We start from the raw sequence: 15,318 nt of genomic DNA on the forward strand, positions 1-15,318 counted from the left end.
CAGACGGTCAAGCAGGAGTGACGGCACAAGACGCGGTGGCGGATACCGCCCTGGGGAGGAAACTCGTGGAAGAGAATAAGCGCCGCGCCAAGCTCAAGAACGTGCACCTGGACCGCCCCGAGAACACGCGCTACATCACCATCAGCAATCAGAAAGGTGGTGTGGGGAAGACCAGTACGTCGGTCAACCTCGCCGTGGCGCTCGCGCAGCAGGGCCAGAACGTGATGGTCGTGGACAACGATCCGCAGGGCAACGCGTCCACCGCACTCGGGATTCCCCACGGTGCGGATGCGGACTCCGTCTATGACGTGCTCATCGACGAGGTTCCGGTGGCCGAGGTGGTCAAGGAGTCCCCCGAGGTGTCCAACCTGTGGGTCCTCCCGGCCACCATCGACCTTGCCGGTGCCGAGATCGAACTCGTGTCCGTGGTGGCTCGTGAACAGCGATTGCAGCGGGCTCTGGCGGAGTACGCGACGTCGCGCGAGGAGCAAGGACTCCCCCGACTCGACTACGTGTTCATCGACTGCCCGCCCAGTCTCGGTCTGCTCACGATCAACGCGTTCGTCGCGGCGACGGAGGTACTGATCCCCATCCAGTGCGAGTACTACGCGCTCGAAGGGCTGAGCCAGCTGCTCAACAACATCGCCATGATCCAGAAGCACCTGAATCCGAAGCTCGTGGTGTCCTCCATCCTGCTGACGATGTACGACGGGCGGACGAACCTGGCGTCGCAGGTGGCCGACGAAGTCCGGCAGCACTTCCCCCGGGAGGTCATGGAGACCATGATCCCCCGGTCGGTTCGTGTCTCGGAGGCACCGAGTTATCAGCAGAGCGTCATCACCTACGACCCCAGTTCCACCGGAGCGCTGTCGTACCTGGAGGCTGCGGCGGAACTGGCCAGCCGTGGATCCGGTGCGGCCGAGTAGGCATCTCCGATACCGCGAACAATGCAGCCCCTGTCTGCGTAGTTGGAGCTGGCGGGCGCCAGGTCGCAAAACGCTGCGCTAATAGATCTTTCCATCATGACCCGGATGTTTCACGTGAAACATCCGGGGCAATCTGATGTCAGGCGCGCGGTTACCGCCGGTGAATGGGTCATATGAACGATCCGTTCTTGACTACGATGGATACACCATCACCACCGGGAGGAATTCATCGTGGCAGAACGACGTCGTGGTCTCGGGCGCGGTTTAGGCGCTCTCATCCCCAGCGGGGACGCCCAGGAGCAAACGACACCGCCGGCGGTCGACCCTGGGGAGACCGCAAGTAGTGGCAATCAGTCCTCTCGAAGCGGCGCGACCGAGACCCCCGGTCGGAGCTCGTCTCGTAAAGCCGGTACTGCCAAGGGGGTACGGGCCACCCTCGCCTTGAAGTCTGCCGACGAGGATCGCCAGGAGGCAACTCCACGGGCGACGGCAACCCCCAAGAAGACCGCGACGAAGAGCAACAAGACCGAGGCATCAGGCGCCGACGCTGAGGCAGCTGGTAAGAAAGCCGGCCCGACCGGTGACGGCAATAGAATTGGAACCTCAGTGCGTCGGTCTTCGCGATCGACTAAAACGGGGGAAGCGGGCGCCGAAAAGGGTGCGGGCACTAAGCCGGACGCGGCCAAGTCTAAGACGCAGGTGAGTACGACCAAAAACGACGCCAATGCCGCCGGGTCACGCTCCGACGATGTTTCACGTGAAACATCCGATTCCCCGAAGGCTCCGGCATCACGTGGAAGCAAGTCACCACGGACCCGTAGGGACATGGGCCAGGCCCTGCGCAGTACAACGAATGTGCGCCGCCCGGTGGACATGTTCTTCCTGCCATCGAGTGGTGACGAAGAAACTGATGCGGAAAACGCTGACGACTTCTCGCGTACCGACGAAATCCGGAACTCCTCGCGGACCGGAGAGGTGACCTCCTCTAGTACAGCGGATGGGTCTCACCAGGAGACCGTGGACAACACACCCAAGAATGCTGGCCGGGCGAACGAGCAGGCAAAGTCCGGCTCTGCCGATGTTGCACGTGAAACATCGGTCCAATCTTCTACCACGCGGAACATAGCGCCTCCTTCCGCCTCCGCCGATGGTGCTGCGGACACCGTCGGAGAGCATATCCCCGCGGCGGATGTCATCGCGTCACAGCGGGAGGTCGTGCCTGCCGAACACTCTGCCCAGGAAGACCTGCAGAGCATCCCCGGAGCCACCTTCGCGGAGATCTCGGTCACGGACATCCACCCCAACCGTAAACAGCCGCGCCAGGACTTCGATGAGGACGAGCTCGCCGAGCTAGCCTTTTCGGTGAAGGAACTCGGTGTCCTGCAGCCCATCGTCGTGCGTCCCAGTCATGAGGGGGGAGAGCAGAAGTACGAGCTCGTCATGGGCGAACGGCGTTGGCGAGCCGTCCAGGAGGCCGGTCTGGCCGTCATCCCGGCCATCATCCGGGACACGGCGGACGATGATCTCCTGCGGGACGCCCTGCTGGAGAACCTGCACCGGGCTCAGCTCAACCCCCTTGAAGAAGCCGCCGCGTACCAGCAGCTCATGGAGGAGTTCGGGGCCACTCAGGAGCAGCTCTCGGAACGGATCGGACGCTCCCGGCCGCAGATCTCCAACACTCTGCGCCTGCTCCGACTCCCGGCGCTCGTGCAGCGTCGCGTGGCCGCGGGGGTACTGAGCTCGGGACATGCGCGTGCCCTGTTGGCGCTAACGGATCCCGCCGAGATGGAGCGGGTCGCCCAGCGGATCGTGGCGGAGGGGCTGTCGGTGCGCGCCACGGAGGAGCTCGTCGCCCTCTCCGACGGTCTCAAGCGACACGCGACCAAGCGGAAGACCCCCGTAACCCGCCACGATGACCGACTGGGTTACATCGCAGATGCCTTCTCCGACAAGTTGGACACGAGCGTGAAGATCCAGCTCGGTGCGCGCAAGGGCAAGATGACGATCGAGTTCGCATCGGTCGAGGACCTCAACCGCATCATCGACGTGCTGGACCCCAAGCTGGACGCGAACTGATCTTCCGCAGCCACGACTAAGGGCCGCGATGTTTCACGTGAAACATCGCGGCCCTACTTCCATCACCTCAACAGACCAGCCGGGCGATCGAGTGTCAGCAGCAAGGCGATCAGCCTTGTCTCCAACGCATCGCTATCGCCCCATGATGAGGTGCGTTCAGCCGTCCCTACGGTAATAGTCCTGGATATCCGCCAGGCTCATTGTTCCTGTGGCGGTGGGTTCCGGAGTGGATGCCAGGACGCGCTGGAGGCCACACAGAAGCGCCTCCGCCAAACGCGCGCGGTACTCACCGCTCCGCAGCCGGGAGGCCTCATCCTCGTTCGAAAGGTATCCCAGATCGACCCATGCCGCCGCGGTACGGACCTCACGGAGTGCGCTCCACTGCCGCGCATGGCTCCCCAGGTCCAGGGCACCCGTGCGGGCCACCAGCTCACGCAGGATCATGTCCGACGCGAGCTGACCCACGGGGGAGTACGCCTGACGTGTGTCCGGTGCACCCCAGAAGAAGGTGGCCACACCCTGGGCCAGGGGCGAGGAGTTCCAATCACACTGCAGGGTGAGCACAAGGGCGTCGTCGGGGAGGACCTCGGGGACGCTCCCGTCCGAGTCCTCCGGTCCAGCACCTGACGACGAAGCGCCGGCGCCCTGGGCCGCTGCGATCACGGGCTTGGCGCCCACCGCGCGGAGAAGGTCGCGGGTGCGCTGCGCGACGTCGAGGGTGATGGCATCCTGATCCGCGGCGAACGAATCCGGGGCCCCGGTTGGGGACACCTGAGGACCGGCGCCGGAGGGCACCAGGAGCACCAGGCGATCACGGAGGGCCTCCTGGAGGCTCTCCAGCCGGTGGTGATCTCGTAGGGAGAAGGCCTTGGCCGAGGTGATCTTCTTGCGCACGCGAGCCAGCCCGGAGAGGGTATCGAGACCCACGATGCCGTCACTCGGGACACCCAGGCTGTGTTGGAGTTCCTTCACGGCGTACTCGGTCTGTCGGTTGAACACCGCATCCAGGTGCCCGTAGTAGAAACCCAACAGCGAAAGGTTGTCCTGCAGCTCCGCGACGTCGTCGCCGTGCAACGGGGCCACCTCGTCGAAGAACAGTGGACGGTCACCCAGCCTGTACTGGGCGTCGTTGAGTGCTGCCTCGGTCTCCGGACCGACCACGCCGTCTACGATGAGCCCCTTGCGCTGCTGGAACACCCGCACGGCGTGGTCCACACGGTCGTCGAAGACCGTGGGGTCCGGCACGCTGTCGCCGGCCAGGGGTAGGTCCTCGCCCTCTGCCCTGACGAGGCGTTCCCTGAGACCCGTGATGCGGCGGTCGGTCATACCGTGTCTGAGCGCGGCTCCGGGGGTGGATGGCGGCACGTGGTCTCCCTGGGGTCGGCGAGCCACTCCCACGGTGTGGTTCGCACACTGCAATTGGGTTCGAGAAAACCCGGGCCCGCGCACGTAAGTGATGCGGGCCCGGGTCGGATGTGTCACGCGGAGGGGTTGAGGTAGTCCCCGAACTCCTTCTCGAGCGCGGACTTGGGCTTGGCACCGATCGAGGTCTTGGCGACCTCGCCGTTCGCGAAGAGGTACACCGCGGGGATCGAGGTGATGCCGTACTGGGAGGCGATCGCGGGGTTGTCGTCCACGTTGACCTTCACCACGTCCACGTGATCCGCGTGCTCCGCGGCGATCGCGTCCAGCACGGGTCCGAGTTGGCGGCACGGACCGCACCACTCGGCCCAGAAGTCCACGATGGTGGGCTTGGAGTTCTCGAGCACCTCGGCCTTGAAGTTGGCGTCGGTGACGTCCTTTGCAGAGCTCATGTGCGTTTCCTTTCGATGGGTTTCCCCGCTCGGTCGCCGAATCGTTCCGGCGGTTCCGGGCGGGAGTGGGTTGTCAGGTGGGTTCGGATCAGCTGTCGAGGGCCGCGAGGTAGTGCTCCACGTCCACCGCGGCCACACAGCCCGAGCCCGCGGCGGTGATCGCCTGGCGGTAGGTCGCGTCCACCACGTCGCCGGCGGCGAAGACACCGGCCAGCGAGGTCGTGGAGCTGCGCCCGTCCACGGCGATCGTGTTGTCCACGGTCAACTCGAGCTGATCCTTCACGAGTCCTACGCGGGGGTCCGAGCCGATGGCCACGAACAGACCGGTCACGGCCAGCTCAGAGGTCTCACCCGTGACGGTGTCCTCCAGGGCCAGGGACTCCACCTTGTCCGCGCCCTGGATCCCCGTGACCTTGGTGTTCCAGAGGATCTCGATCTTGGGGTCGTCGAACGCGCGCTGCTGCATGATCTCGGACGCACGGAACCGGTCCCGGCGGTGGATCAGGGTCACCTTGTCCGCGAACTTGGTCAGGAACGTGGCCTCCTCGATCGCGGAGTCACCGCCGCCCACCACCGCGATGTTCTGCTTCTTGAAGAAGAACCCGTCGCACGTGGCACACCACGACACACCGTGGCCGGAGAGCCGTTCCTCGTCCTCGAGACCGAGCTTGCGGTACTCGGAACCGGTGGAGATGATGACCGCGCGGGCGCGCAGCACGGTCCCGCCCTCCACGGTCACGGTCTTGATCTCTCCGTCGAGTTCCGCGGAGACGACGTCCTCGTAGCGGATGTCCGCCCCGAAGCGCTCGGCCTGCTGCTGCATGTTGTTCATCAGGTCCGGGCCCATGATGCCGTCGATGAACCCCGGGTAGTTCTCCACGTCCGTGGTGTTCATGAGTTCACCACCGGCGGTCACGGACCCGGCCAGCACCACGGGGTTGAGGTTTGCGCGCGCCGTGTAGATGGCGGCGGTGTACCCCGCGGGACCGGAGCCCACGATGACGACGTCGTGAACGGCATCGTCCGCGGAGGTGGTGCGGGCGTCCTCGGACGCAGCGGAGGCCTCCGCCGCGCTGCCGACCTTGAGGTTCACAGCATTCGCGAAAATGCCGGGCTGATTGCTCACTGGTACGAAACCTTTCCACGAGTCACCGCGTGTGCGGATGTCAACTACACCCAAGAACGTGGGGAGCACCGCCAGATATTCCGTTCGGCGGCGTCACCGGGTTCAGCGCACGGACAGTTCGCTGATCCGCAAGCCGTACGGGTAGCCGCCGATGGGATTGTTCAGTCGCGGCAATTCGTTCCACACCACCAGGACGTACCGGTGCGGGTCGTTCTGCGCGGCCTCGGAGAGCGGGACGCTGACCTGCGGCCCGGTGAACGAGCCCGTGCCCACTTGTTGCGCGCCGTCGAGCGACGGGCCGTCCGAGACGTACACCGTGAACTGTCCGCCGGTGCCACCGTCCTGCTGGATCGTGAGTTTCCGGACGGGTGCGGGGTCCTGCAGCTGCGCGGCGAGTCCCACGTACTGGACTAGGTTCCCGAACTGGGAGTTCGAGAAACCGTAGCTCAGCCACGAGGTCCCCGGGTTGCCGTCCGTGGCCTGGCCCAGCGTGGCGTCCGTGTCGGTCATGAAGTTTGGGTCCTGGGTCACCCGCGTGACCGTCCCGACCTGCGGTGTGGCGGCCGGGCTCGGCGTGTTCGACGCCGCGGGGGAGCCTGCGGGCCCGCTCGGCGCTGCGTTCTCCTGCGGGGCCCCGCCCTGTCCGAACTGCCCGGTGAGCGCACCGAGCCCGCGGAAGCCCAGCACGATCGCCGCGATCAGCGCGATGATCAGTAACAACAGCAACAGCCACCGCAGCGGGCCCTTGCGGGATCGTTCGGTGGAGCCGGGCCGGGCGCCACCCGCGCCCGCCGGATCAGCGGCATGCTCGCGTTCGGCGGCGTGGGCGGAGCGTGCGGCTGCGCCGCCGGCCGCGGGCTCCCTCGCCCCGTCCGCGGTGCGCGCCGCTGCGGTGTCCGTCCCCGCGGGGGAGTGCCCTGCGGATGCATTCGCCGACGACGCCGCTGCCGCACCCGCGATCCCGCCCGCCGCCGCGGTGGTCGCCGCGGCGTTCATCATCCCGCCCCCGGCGGCATGGGTCGTACCCACGCTCTCGGCGGACGCGGCGGCATCCGAACCACCGGCGGCCGTCCTGGCCGGGGCGGCGGGATCGTCCAGGGGAGCAGCGTCGTCACCAGGGGCCGTGCCGGGGAGCGACGCGGCGTCGGCGTCCGATGCCGAAGCATGCCCGGCCGCTGCACCGGAGGCCGGCGCGACCGTGCGGATGGCCGCGGTGCCGTCCTGAGCGGCGTCGTCATCGCGGGCCGAGCGGGGCGCGGAGGGCTGTTCATCCAGGCGCCCAGGCTTGCCCTCGGTCCGTTCGTAGCTCTCGTAGCGGTTGTCGCCGTCGTAGGTGGGATCGATTGCCTCGGCCGACGTCGCTGCGGTCGCCCCGGCGGCAGCGCCCCGGGTGGCTGCGCGGTCGAACATCGTGGAGCGCACGGCGTCGGGGCGGACCTTGCGCGCGAAGCCGAGCTTGTTGCGCACGGCCGGGGCGGCGGGGGCGTCGTCGTAATCGTCGTAGTCGGAGGCGTTCCAGCGCGTGACGGCGGGGCGCGCCGAGGGTTCAGGATCCCGGGAGACGGTCTCCTGCGGCTGTGTGGGGTCCGGCTCCTCGTAGATGTAGGCGGAGGAGGCGGCCGAGCGGGAGTCCCCGAAGATGTCGTCGGAGAGGGAGTAGTCGTCGGCGTCGTCGTCCTGGACCAGCAGCGCGTCCAACAGGTCCGCGGTGGGTGCATAGGAGGTGACCAGGTAGGTGGAGTCCTCGGTCTGACCCATGTCCAGGACCTGGAAGCCGCTGTGCCCGGCGCCGGCGGCCAGGGAACGCGCGTTGTCCACGAGCAGTGACTCGTGAGCCGGGGAGGGCACCAGGATTGAGACCCGGCGGCGCAGGATCTGGTCCTCGCCCTGGAGCACGTGATCGTTTTCGGCGGTGCTCAGCAGGGACGCGGTGACCTTGTAACGGCCCCCCAGAACGGCTCCAAGCGCAATGGGCTGGGACACGGTGGCTCCCTCTGGTAATCGGGCGCCACGGGGGTCGCACGGGCGCGAGAACGATCTTTCGGGCAGTCTACCGGCCGAGTTTGGCGCGCAGCGGGGCCAGCAAACCCGTGAACTCCTGGACCCGGAACAACTTCAGGGCCACGGCGTACACGGCGGCCATCACGAGCCCGCCCACGGCCAGGCTGATCAGGGCTGCTGTCTGATTACCCCACGGGAAACCGTCGGTGCGGTACCCGCCGAGCAACCACAGCGTCACGACTCCCGCCACGCCCGCGACGAGCGAGGCGGCCAGGATGCGCACGTGACTGCTCACGATCCGGGACAGGCCGTAGTCCCCGATCCGCCGCGTGAGGGCGTAGTGGTAGATCACCGTGGCCAGCACGTTCTGGATGGCGTAACAGGCCGCGACGGCGAACACCATGTGCTCGGGCGGAAAGACCCGGGCGATCAGCACGGCGGCGATCACGGTGAAGACGGACACCCCCAGCTGCACGAGGAACGGGGTGCGCGCGTCCTCCTGGGCGTAGAACGCGCGGCCCAGCATGAACGCGGTGGACATGAACGGCGCGCCGATGGCGATCACCGTGATGACCTGACCGATCACCGCGCCCGCGGCGGGAACACCACCGGAGAACAGCATGCCCAGCGGACCCGCGTACATGATCAGGGCGACCATGCAGAACACGGTGGCCACACCGGTGACCCGCAGGCTCGAGGACAGGGATGAGACCAGGGAGTCACGGTCCTTCTCGGACGCCGCGGCCGCCATGCGGTTGAACAACACGGTGGCGATGGACAGCCCGATTACCCCGTGGGGCAACGCGTAGAGCATGGTGGCCTGGTCCAGGACGGCCGTACCCGCGATGGGGGGCGCCCCACCCGGGCCGGACGCGATGTCCGCCCGGGCACCCGTGGGGATCGCCGCGGTGCGGTACAGGGCCATGAACGCGAGGTTGGCGATCACGCCGGTGGCGAGCGTCCAGCCGCCCAGGCGCGCCGCGGTGGACAGCCCGATCCCGCGCCATCCGAAGCGCGGGCGGATCCGCAGTCCCAGCCGGGCGAGCGGCCAGAACAGGATGAAGGCCTGCGCGGCGACACCCACCGTGGCCATGACCACGAGCCAGAAGGTCTGGGCGGAGCTCCAGTTCTCGAGGGTGTGCGGGTTGGTGCGGAACGGACCGAACTGCTGGATGAAGACCAGCAGGGCGGCGATCGCGATGACGTTGTTGAGCACCGGGGCCCACATGTACGCACCGAACGCACCCTTGGCGTTGAGCACCTGACCCACGACCGTGTAGAGGCCGTAGAAGAAGATCTGGGGGAACGTGATCAGCGCGAACGTGGTGCCCATGGCCAGCTGGGCGTCCGACCACCCCGGGCCCATGAGATTCATGATGGGGCGCACCAACAGCACGACCGCCGCGGTGATCACCAACAGCGCGATCACGGCGAGTGTGATCAGCCGGGAGATGTAATCAGCGCCCTCGTCCTGCGCCTTGGACGCCTTGATGATCTGCGGCACCAGCACCGCGTTGAACACACCGCCCGCGATCAGCACGTAGATCAGGTTGGGCAGTGTGTTGGCCAGCTGGAACACATCCGCCATGGTCGCGGCGGAACCGATGGCCACCGTGATCAGGAACGTCTTGACGAACCCCAGGATGCGGGACACCAGGGTCCCGGAGGCCATGATCGCGCTGGAGCGCGCACCGGACTTCTGCATGGGTCAAGGCCTCCTGCGCGGGGGGACGGGCCGGGTACGGCGCACGACGGATCGGACGGGACAGCCTACAACTGGTGAATGATGTATTCCCGGGCGATGTCCGCGATGCGCCGTTCGTTGGGGAAGGACAACTTCCGGCCGAGGGCGTCGATCCCGGACCACGCTACATCCACGGCCTCGTGGTCGGGGTCGTTCTCCGTGGTCAGGAATCCGCCGATGGCCTCCAGCAGGAAATGGTGGACGGTCTTGTGCACGCGGTGTCCGGAGACCGTGAACCAGTAGTCGATGCTGCCCAGCGGGGAGAGCACGCGGCCCATGATTCCGGTTTCCTCCTCTATCTCCCGCACCGCGGCTTCCTCGTTGGTCTCCTCGCCCTCGGGATGACCCTTGGGAAGGCACCACTCGAGCCGTCCACCGCGGTTGATCCGAGCAATGATGGCCACCGGATGCGTGGGATCGGACAGGTCCACCACGATCCCACCGGCCGACACCTCTTCCACCGTGGGCAGCGCGGAGACCGGTTGGTTCGGTCGCCTCTTGGGCGCGCTGGGTACGGGGAAAGCCATGCCATCTACCTTAGCGACATTCCCGGGACACTCCCTGATATGGGTCCGGCGGCGGTCCGTTCGCCGCGGTCGAGAGCGGTTGTACCGCCGCGGGCCCGACGACGCCCGCTCCGGTCGGGCCGGCCGGGCCGGCCGACGGCACATTCCGCTCGCACCCGCCGACGCAGACGCCGCCCCGAGCCGGCCGACGGCGCTCGCCGTGATGCGATAATGACGCTCATCATGACGCAGTTGCTGGACACCTCCTCACTTCACCCCGTTTCCCACGAGCTGGGGCGCCTCTTCGACAGCGCCGGATACGAGCTGTCCCTGGTGGGCGGGCCCGTACGCGACCTCCTGCTGGGCCGGGACGCGCTGGACCTGGACTTCACCACGAACGCGAGCCCCGATCAGACCCTCGAGCTGATCCGGGACTGGGCGGATGCACACTGGGAGATCGGCCGGGAATTCGGGACCATCGGGATGCGCAAGTCCGGCATGCAGCTGGAGGTCACCACCTACCGCGCCGAGGCGTACGACCCCGATTCCCGCAAGCCCACCGTGGCCTTCGGGGACGATCTGACCGAGGACCTGCGACGCCGCGACTTCACCGTCAACGCCATGGCCCTGCGGTTGCCGGGCATGGAGCTCGTGGACCCGTTCGGCGGGATCAAGGACCTGCACGCCGGTGTGCTGCGCACCCCCGGGACCCCGGAGGACTCGTTCACGGACGATCCCCTGCGCATGATGCGTGCCGCGCGGTTCAGCTCCCAGTTGGGTCTGACCGTGGCGGAGCCCGTGCGGGAGGCCATGACCGCGATGGCCGAGCGGATCGAGATCGTCTCCGCCGAACGGGTGCGCGAGGAACTGGTCAAGCTGATCTGCGGCGCCCATCCCCGCCGGGGCACCGAACTCATGGTGGACACGGGACTCGCGCAGATCGTGCTCCCGGAGGTGCCCGCGCTGCAGCTGGAGACCGACGAGGCGCATCATCACAAGGACGTCTACCAACATTCCCTCACGGTCATGGAACAGGCCGCGGAGAAGGAGACCGGTCCGGACGGCCCTGTGCCCGCCCCGGACTTCGTGCTGCGCTTCGCGGCGCTCATGCACGACGTGGGAAAACCCGCCACGCGCCGCTTCGAACCGTCCGGGGCCGTGAGCTTCCGACACCACGAGGTGGTGGGGGCCAAGCTCACGCGCAAGCGGATGAAGGCGCTGCGCTTCGACAATGACACGATCAAGCGGGTCACCCGCCTTGTGGAACTGCATATGCGTTTCTACGGATATGGTGACGCCGACTGGACCGATTCCGCGGTGCGCCGGTACGTGCGGGACGCGGGGGACGAACTCGAACGGCTGCACCGGCTCACCCGCTCGGACGTCACGACCCGCAACAAGCGCAAGGCCTCCCGGCTCGCCCGGCACTACGACGAGCTCGAACACCGCATCGACCAGCTCGCCGAGCAGGAACAGCTGGACGCCGTCCGGCCCGAGCTGAACGGCCAGCAGATCATGGCGATCCTGGGCATACCGCCCGGGCCCCAGGTGGGCCGCGCGTACAAATTCCTCCTGGAGATGCGTCTGGACGAGGGCGCCGTGGGGGAGGACGTGGCACGCGAGCGCCTCGTGTCCTGGGCGCGTGAGAAGGGCGTCATCGACTCCTGACGGAGAGGGCCACGCCGAGGTACCGCAGCGGAACACTCGCGCCATGACGCGTGGACTCCCCGCCCCCGTGGAACACTGACAGCATCCGTACCCGCGTTCCGAGGAGATCCCGCATGAGCCTGGAAGGTGCGCGCAACAGATCGGGAGGCAATGCCGGTCTGATGCTGCTGGGCCTCGGCCTGTACACGGTCATGATGGCCTACCTGTTGCGCATCCCGTGCCGGGTACCGGACTGGAACATGGCCCAGCAGGTTCCCGAGCTGTGTGCCACGGTGATCGGCACCGGGGATCTCAGTGTGCGCTCGTCGGACGTGGCCGGGGGGTTCTTCACCGGGGGTCCCACGGGGGATCAGCCGGTGCTCGTGGGGATGATCACCACGATCATCGGGTGGTTCGCCTCCAACCTGACCTCTCTGCTAGGTCTGGACGTGGGGCAGGGCTTCTACCTGGACCTCTCCCTGATCCTTCTGGCCCTCGTGTGGTTGGCCATCGTGGGCGTGGTCTCCTCGCTGAGCGGCAACCGGCGCTCCGACGCCCTGGTCATGGCGTTGGCCCCCGTGATCGTGCTCGTGGGATTCCAGTCCTGGGACCTGTGGGCCGTGCTGTTCATGATGCTTGCCCTGCTGGGCTACGTACGCGGGAACCCGGCGCTCGCGGGGATCATGGTGGGCTTCGGTGCCTCCGTGGCGTTCTTCCCCGTGGTGGTGCTGCTCGCGATCCTGATCATGGCCGCGCGTCACCGGTTCCTCAAGGACATCCTCTCCGCGTTCATCTGGGCCGTGGTCGCGTGGGCCCTGATCAACGGGACGTACATGGTCACGGCGTGGGATCGCTGGCGGGTCCAGTTCGGGGACATGGTGCGCTCCGACACCGAACAACCCTCGCTGTGGAACGTGTGGAGCTCCACCGTTGAACCGCGCACCGGGGTGTCCCTGGGAACCGGCGCGGACGGTCAGTACGTCCTGCTGAGCATGATCCTGGCGCTCGTGTTCGTGCTCCTGATCGCGCTGCTCAGCAAGCGGGAGCCCTCGGCCGTGCAGATCACGTTCCTGTTGCTCGCGCTCTACATCCTGTTGGCCAAGGAGTACTCCCTGACCTACGTGGTGTGGCTCGTGCCCCTCGTCATCCTGTGCCGTCGCAACTGGATTGAGTTCGGGCTGTGGCAGGTGGTGGAAGTGCTCTACTGGGCCACCGTGGTGCTGCCGGCCTCGGCATGGCCCACCCTGCCGTGGGTCGAGGAATTCGGCTGGAGCGCCCAAGATATATTGGCCGTAGTACGTTATGTCTTTCTCATCTATCTGGTGGTGGCGGTCGTGGTGGACATGTTCCGGGGACGCAAGGCTGCGGCGCTCGGCGCGTCCGCGGTCCAGTAAGAACCCGGCATGGCACCGCGCGACTCCGAGACCCTCGCTCGTCTGAGGCTGCCGTCCTGGCGTTCCCTCCGCCTACCCCTGTTGCTCGTGCTGGTGTTCGTCGCGGTCGCGTCCACCGTGTGGGCCGCGCTCGCCAACTACTTCCTGGTCTCGCGGGATCCCGAGGCTCCCGTGGGCAGGTACCTGGGGTACCTCGAGGGCGGCAGTTCCCGTCAGGTCCTCGCACCGTTGTTGATCGGCGGGGACCGCCCCCTGGCCCAGCTGCTGTCCAACGGGGTGTACCGGGATGCCGCAAACCGCCCGCAGGGCCACGACTTCGTGGGGGTCCAGAATCACGGGGAACACGCCGCGGTGGGGGTGGACATCCACCTGGGGGACGGTTCCACCGTGCACCGTGAGTACACGGTCGAGAAGGTGGCGTCCTGGGGCCCCTTCAACGACTCGTGGCGATTGGTGGAACGCGACAACGCCATTGTGGACGTCCGACTGCCCGCGGCGGTGGACGCGGCGTCCGTCAACGGCAACAAGGTGCGTCCGAACGGTTCCGAGCTCTTCCCCACGGACCCTTCCGATCCCGGGTCACCCGCGCGCACGTGGCAGTTCGAGGGCCTGCCCGGGGTCTACGACATCGCGATGCCCGAGGACTCGTATCTCCTGGCCAGCGAACATGCCTCCGCGGAAATATCCATGAGCGATCCCCGGTCCGCCGAGGTCGAACTGGACTTCACAGCGTCGCCGCACATGTGGGAGGGCGCGGAGCGGGCCGTTCAGGACGCCGTGGGCCAATGCGAACGCGTGCTGCGCTTCGACGCTGCGCAGTGCCCGCTGCCCGCGCAGTTGGGAGGCGGGCCCGCGGCGTCACCCTCCGCCTCGCCCAGTGCTTCACCCACCGGGGCTCCCACGGAGGTCCCGCCGGGCGTGTCCAACATTCGGTGGGAACTGCAGTCCCGCCCGTCACTGCTCCTGGCACAGGATGACGACGATCCCCTGGCCTTCCACGCCGTGCGGTTCCGTCCCACGGTGGCCACCGTGACCTGGCTGCAGAACGGGCGGCAGCACTCGGGGACCGTGGGCTTCGGGATCGACGTGACGGCCCGGACCAACGGTGAGGACCTGGACACGGACGTGCAGTTGCGCTCGACGCTGACCGAGCGGGAGAGGGCCAGCCAGCGCTCCTAGGATGGGAGCGGTTGTATCAAGGCAACCGGGGAGTGGAAGAGGGGTTCATCATGGCCGACGAACCGGAGTACTACACAGCACAACCGCTACCGCGCCGCGACGAGCCGTCCCGCGGCTACGGCCAGGGCGCCGGCCTCGGCCCCGCAGGCACCGCGCCCGGGTGGGGTCACCAGCGCCCCGTCGGCCAGCCGGTCAACGTCAACGTGGTGGGCGGCAGGTCCATCGTGCTGGCCTATGTCCTGTGGTTCTTCCTGGGCAACTTCGGCGTCCACAAGTTCTACCTGGCCCAGCCCTTCCAAGGGATCTTCTACCTGGTGCTCTCCGCGATCGGGTGGCTCACCGTGGGGATCCTGATCGGCTGGTTCTTCCTGGGTCTGTTGTGGCTGCTCATGCTGATCGACCTGTTCGTGATCCCCCTGCGCGTGGGCGCGCTCAACGCTCGGTTGGCCCGACGCGTCGGTGGCTACTGAGCCCCCGTTGTAGTAAAATGGGGAAGTCTGTGTGCCGTGCGCCGATCGCTGCCGGCACCGACATACGCACAGAACCTCCTGCTGCGGAAGGACCGCAGCCGCTTAGCCCGAAGGAGGTGGGTTCTTTACATGCGTGAATACGAACTGATGGTCATCCTCAACCCCGAGGTGGAGGAGCGCGCCGTCGAGCCGACCCTCAAGAAGTTCCTCGAGGTCGTCACCAAGGAGAACGGCACCGTCGACAAGCTCGACATTTGGGGCCGTCGTCGTCTGGCCTACGAGATCCAGAAGAAGTCCGAGGGGATCTACGCCGTGGTGAACTTCACCGCCGAGCCGCAGACCGCCAAGGAACTGGACCGCGTGCTGAGCCTCAACGAGGCCGTGATGCGCACCAAGATCATCCGTCCGGAAGAGCAGAAGATCCACGGCAAGTGA

The 15,318-nt window shown here is 67.0% G+C and carries 13 protein-coding genes; 7 read left to right on the top strand and 6 right to left on the bottom strand.

The genetic code is table 11. From position 1 onward, the window contains the following. Positions 1–65 precede the first annotated feature (65 nt). Positions 66–926, top strand: coding sequence for a ParA family protein (locus IE157_RS04300; protein ID WP_404820565.1), 861 nt, complete (start codon positions 66–68; stop codon positions 924–926). Between the two features lie 867 nt (positions 927–1,793). Beyond that, complete coding sequence (locus IE157_RS04305) at positions 1,794–3,002, top strand: ParB/RepB/Spo0J family partition protein (RefSeq protein ID WP_404820588.1); 1,209 nt, start codon at positions 1,794–1,796, stop codon at positions 3,000–3,002. A gap of 156 nt (positions 3,003–3,158) precedes the next feature. Here IE157_RS04305 and IE157_RS04310 read toward each other — a convergent pair whose 3' ends face one another. The 6 genes from IE157_RS04310 to IE157_RS04335 form a co-directional block, all read right to left on the bottom strand. Next, positions 3,159–4,328 (bottom strand): N-acetylmuramoyl-L-alanine amidase, encoded by a 1,170-nt coding sequence (locus IE157_RS04310; protein WP_193519205.1) that lies wholly within the window; start codon positions 4,326–4,328, stop codon positions 3,159–3,161. Positions 4,329–4,480: 152 nt separating this feature from the next. Then, positions 4,481–4,816, bottom strand: coding sequence for a thioredoxin (gene trxA, locus IE157_RS04315; protein ID WP_085107233.1), 336 nt, complete (start codon positions 4,814–4,816; stop codon positions 4,481–4,483). A gap of 88 nt (positions 4,817–4,904) precedes the next feature. Next, positions 4,905–5,942, bottom strand: a complete 1,038-nt coding sequence (gene trxB / locus IE157_RS04320; RefSeq protein ID WP_193519206.1) for a thioredoxin-disulfide reductase — start codon at positions 5,940–5,942, stop codon at positions 4,905–4,907. Positions 5,943–6,044: 102 nt separating this feature from the next. Beyond that, positions 6,045–7,925, bottom strand: a complete 1,881-nt coding sequence (locus IE157_RS04325; RefSeq protein WP_193519207.1) for a hypothetical protein — start codon at positions 7,923–7,925, stop codon at positions 6,045–6,047. 67 nt (positions 7,926–7,992) lie between these two features. Further along, positions 7,993–9,648: a murein biosynthesis integral membrane protein MurJ gene (murJ, locus tag IE157_RS04330; RefSeq protein WP_193519208.1), complete on the bottom strand. Its 1,656-nt coding sequence runs from the start codon at positions 9,646–9,648 to the stop codon at positions 7,993–7,995. Between the two features lie 65 nt (positions 9,649–9,713). Further along, positions 9,714–10,214: an NUDIX hydrolase gene (locus IE157_RS04335; RefSeq protein WP_064845478.1), complete on the bottom strand. Its 501-nt coding sequence runs from the start codon at positions 10,212–10,214 to the stop codon at positions 9,714–9,716. Positions 10,215–10,436: 222 nt separating this feature from the next. Here IE157_RS04335 and IE157_RS04340 point away from each other — a divergent pair, with 222 nt between their 5' ends. From IE157_RS04340 to rpsF, 5 genes are all read left to right on the top strand, one after another. After that, entirely contained in the window at positions 10,437–11,861 is a 1,425-nt protein-coding gene (locus tag IE157_RS04340; RefSeq protein ID WP_193519209.1) for a CCA tRNA nucleotidyltransferase, read from the top strand. A gap of 113 nt (positions 11,862–11,974) precedes the next feature. Next, positions 11,975–13,234 (top strand): glycosyltransferase 87 family protein, encoded by a 1,260-nt coding sequence (locus IE157_RS04345; RefSeq protein ID WP_098055751.1) that lies wholly within the window; start codon positions 11,975–11,977, stop codon positions 13,232–13,234. Positions 13,235–13,243: 9 nt separating this feature from the next. Continuing rightward, complete coding sequence (locus IE157_RS04350; RefSeq protein WP_193519210.1) at positions 13,244–14,413, top strand: hypothetical protein; 1,170 nt, start codon at positions 13,244–13,246, stop codon at positions 14,411–14,413. Between the two features lie 50 nt (positions 14,414–14,463). Beyond that, on the top strand, positions 14,464–14,883 hold the full coding sequence (locus tag IE157_RS04355) for a TM2 domain-containing protein (protein ID WP_193519211.1): 420 nt from the start codon (positions 14,464–14,466) through the stop codon (positions 14,881–14,883). A 129-nt stretch (positions 14,884–15,012) separates the two neighbouring features. Continuing rightward, the gene (rpsF, locus tag IE157_RS04360; protein WP_012399407.1) at positions 15,013–15,318 is read left to right on the top strand and encodes a 30S ribosomal protein S6; all 306 of its coding nucleotides are present in this window, start codon (positions 15,013–15,015) and stop codon (positions 15,316–15,318) included.

Origin of the sequence: Kocuria marina (assembly GCA_014652975.1) — a bacterium.
Taxonomy (GTDB): Bacteria; Actinomycetota; Actinomycetes; order Actinomycetales; family Micrococcaceae; genus Kocuria; species Kocuria marina.